The organism is Nitrospinota bacterium (assembly GCA_029881495.1).
In the GTDB taxonomy this organism is placed as follows: domain Bacteria; phylum Nitrospinota_A; class UBA7883; order JACRGQ01; family JACRGQ01; genus JAOUMJ01.
This window is the reverse complement of sequence record JAOUMJ010000057.1, coordinates 1-3265: the sequence shown is the minus strand read 5'-3', so window position 1 is coordinate 3265 and position 3265 is coordinate 1. Positions and strand designations below refer to the sequence as shown.

Genomic DNA, 3265 nt, shown 5'->3' with positions numbered 1-3265 from the left:
AATAAGTGACCGCAGGAGCCAGGCGACTTCCAATACAAAGACGACCGGTGATATCAAGGTAGACAATGCATTAGCGTTACTCGGATTACCAATAGATAACAGTTTCGGAATGAAAGAACTAAATATTCAATTTCGGGAAATGGTTAAAGATTGTCATCCAGATCGGAGCTATGGTGATGTGGAGCTAATGCAACAAATTAACAAGGCAAGGGATACCATAAAAACCTGGCGCGGTTGGTAAAAGAGATGGCCAGCATGCCCGCATGCTGGCATGCCAAAAGGCCGCCCCGTGAGGGACGGCCAGGTGAAGCGGGTTTGCATTACTCGGTCTCCACGGTTTCGTTTTTCTCTCTGGGTGGGAAAAGAACGATCTCGCCACCGACCGGGTGGGCTTCAAGCCGTATTCCGTAGCCGCCTTTCTTGTTCTTCCATGCCGCGCCGATCTTGGTGAAGAAAGGCTTTTTGTCTGAGCCTGTGACCATGTAGGCGTAAAGGTCTGGTTTGTTGTTTTTGTTTTCCATCTGATTTCTCCTTTGTTGGTTGTTAAAACGAATAACGCCATACAAAAGCCAAGGCGTGCTTTCCTCTTAATTTTTCATACGGAATAGCCTATTATTGGGAGATTAACCAACTGCAAAGAAGAACAAGGATCATAAATAATGGAAGCGGGGAAAAGAACAATAAGCCAAATATGTGATTACAATCGCGTGTTGGAAATCCCGTTTTTTCAGAGAAGTTATGTATGGGATGAAGAAAACTGGGATCGGTTTCTCGACGATATGATTTTTGTGTCCCAAGAAAACAAAGACTATTTCATGGGATCGATCATCCTCAAACAAAAAGAAACACCCTCTGACGGTTCTATTGGAGATTGGAGGGTGATTGTTGACGGCCAACAACGGCTTACAACACTAACCCTTTTTTTTAAGGAGCTATGCAGAGTCCAGGACAGATATGATGATTTTCTACGGATTTTTATAAATAGAAAGAAAGAAGTTCTCCTGAAACACAACCACAATGACGTGGAAATATTTGAAGCCATTGTGAACGACAAGCTTTCAAAGGAGCTTAGCCAGGATCATAAGGAAAGTAGTATATTGGCCTGCCATGAATATTTTCGGAATAAAGATGATGTCTTGAAAGATATTCGCTTCGATACACTTTTGAACAAAATTTATTTTGTGGGAATCGATCTTGGCAGGGAAGAGGATGAACAACAAATATTCGATACCATCAACTCTTTAGGCGTTTCCCTGACAACAGCAGAGCTATTAAAAAATGAGCTGTTCAGGCGGGAAGACGAAGGGCTTTACAATAAAACATGGAAAACCGCTTTTGAAAGCGATAACAGAGCGTACTGGTCTCAAGACATAACAGCTGGTCGGCAAAAGCGTGAAAATATCGATCTACTTTTACAAAGCTATTTGCTTCTACAAGGTGAGGGCAAAGACAAATATACACACTTGGAGAGTCTATTCAAAAACTACAAGGTCTTGATTAAGGATAAAGGTGTGGATCATGGCACAAAGAGCCACGAACATTTTATTAATGGTTTGATGGAAAGTGCCGATCTATATAAGCGGCATATCATCCCGCATTTAACGAGCGAGGCGATTGATAGCAAATCCCATATTGAACGATTAAACCTAATCATTTTCGGGCTGAACACCACCACAATAATTCCTTATCTGGTCTATATTTTTCAAGAGGTGGATGATTTGTCAGAGCGGGAAAATATGTTTAGGCTTTTGGAAAACTACCTGATAAGACGCTTTATCTGCAAGGAAACCACTAAAAATTATAACAATCTGTTTGTTTCATTCGTGCGGAGCAAGATCAATTCCTATCAGGCACTGCATGACAAAATATATAATGCAGAAAACCAGACTGATATTCTCCCTGACGATGTGGCATTTGGAAATGGCTTTTCTGAGAGCAACCTTACTAACCAGCAAGCCAAGACAATTCTGTATCTATTAGAAATCTCCATGCGGGATCAGCAAAAGGAATCCACTGCTGTTCTTGGACTGGATCATTACAGTCTCGAACACATCATGCCCAAAAAATGGCGTAATAACTGGGATAATGGCCTAGATGAAGAGGCAGCAAGGAAACGGGATCAATTACTTTTAAAGCTGGGAAATCTTACTATCATTACGTCTTCGTTGAATAGCTCTATCCGGGATCAAAGCTGGAAATCAAAGAAGAGGGGAAATAACGGAAAGAAAGGACTGGATGAATACAGTAAGGGAATCAAAATATTTGATACTCCCGATTTTTTGCAGTCATCCATTTGGGACGAAGAGAAGGTAAGTGAAAGATCATCTTTTCTCTCTCAAAATGCTCTTGATATCTGGCCCTACGATAAACCAATGTAGGATTTCTCCAAGTTATCTAAATATTTTTAATATCCCGTTCTCCCAGAAGATACCATTCCCAATTAAGGGATACGTTCCACGCATCGAAATATGCATCAATAGTTTCGCCTCGGCTCAACTCTTTCAGCGTCCCATATTGTTCGTCAAGGCCATCATCCCATTCATCATAGCAATACTTATACAGAGATTGCATAGCACACTCATGAGAGACGTGGACGCTAACATCAGGGCCGTGGTTGTTGTCTATGATTAAAATCCATACTCTATCCATGGCTCACCCCTCCACTGAAGAGGTGAAGCGATGGCCCTGACTGACGCAGTTGCGAAGCCAGGTTGAAAGAAAGCTGTTCAGCTTCTTTTTGAGACGTGGATTGACCTTGCCGGGGGCAGGATAAACTTCCTGATACACCGGTGGATTAGCCTGCTGGAAGGTCAACGCCTCGGCCATGCGGTGTTCTGGATAGACGCGGAGTTGCATATCAGGGTCGCTACACATATCCCCGTTCTGCTTGAAATAGTGCGCCAGGGCAATGATGACGGAGCCGTCTTCCTCGTAAAGCCGGTCGAAATGTAAGTCCATGAAACCGGAAGATTCACTCTTTGCGGCGGTTGAAAGGCGCAAGGAGGAAGTGCGGAAGGAAATGCCGGGCAATTCCCCGTCATCAACAGCTCCGCGGGCCGCAGGAGTCACCAGTGATGGAATGAGCGGCCAGCCCGGCGCGCACAATTCAGCAGGAGTCGCGGCCCTTATCACCAAGGCGGGTAGTGTCAAATATCTTTCGCACTTTTATTCCGGCAGCCTCTCATCCGGTGTTAACCTGCTTTTGCAGTCTTCCCCATTTCCTTCAATCGGTCCATGCTCATGTAACAGCGGGAGCCCCACTTGG

6 protein-coding genes are annotated in these 3265 nt (G+C 44.0%); 3 read left to right on the top strand and 3 right to left on the bottom strand.

The genetic code is table 11. The annotated features are described in order from the left end of the window. Positions 1-241: hypothetical protein (locus tag OEY64_13170; protein ID MDH5543894.1), on the top strand; the 241-nt coding region annotated here is incomplete at its 5' end. Between the two features lie 79 nt (positions 242-320). Here OEY64_13170 and OEY64_13165 read toward each other — a convergent pair. Beyond that, entirely contained in the window at positions 321-521 is a 201-nt protein-coding gene (locus tag OEY64_13165; protein MDH5543893.1) for a hypothetical protein, read from the bottom strand. A 138-nt stretch (positions 522-659) separates the two neighbouring features. Between OEY64_13165 and OEY64_13160 the strand changes: the two genes are divergently transcribed. Beyond that, complete coding sequence (locus OEY64_13160) at positions 660-2378, top strand: DUF262 domain-containing HNH endonuclease family protein (GenBank protein MDH5543892.1); 1719 nt, start codon at positions 660-662, stop codon at positions 2376-2378. A 16-nt stretch (positions 2379-2394) separates the two neighbouring features. Here OEY64_13160 and OEY64_13155 read toward each other — a convergent pair whose 3' ends face one another. Both OEY64_13155 and OEY64_13150 read right to left on the bottom strand, forming a co-directional pair. Continuing rightward, positions 2395-2649, bottom strand: a complete 255-nt coding sequence (locus OEY64_13155) for a hypothetical protein (protein ID MDH5543891.1) — start codon at positions 2647-2649, stop codon at positions 2395-2397. 3 nt (positions 2650-2652) lie between these two features. After that, positions 2653-2958 carry a DUF1249 domain-containing protein gene (locus OEY64_13150; protein ID MDH5543890.1) on the bottom strand — a complete coding sequence of 102 codons (306 nt, stop codon included), beginning with the start codon at positions 2956-2958 and terminating at the stop codon, positions 2653-2655. Between OEY64_13150 and OEY64_13145 the strand changes: the two genes are divergently transcribed. Then, positions 2957-3265 (top strand): hypothetical protein (locus tag OEY64_13145; protein MDH5543889.1); only part of this gene is annotated, 309 nt, incomplete at its 3' end. The two genes, OEY64_13150 and OEY64_13145, sit on opposite strands and share 2 nt — an antisense overlap.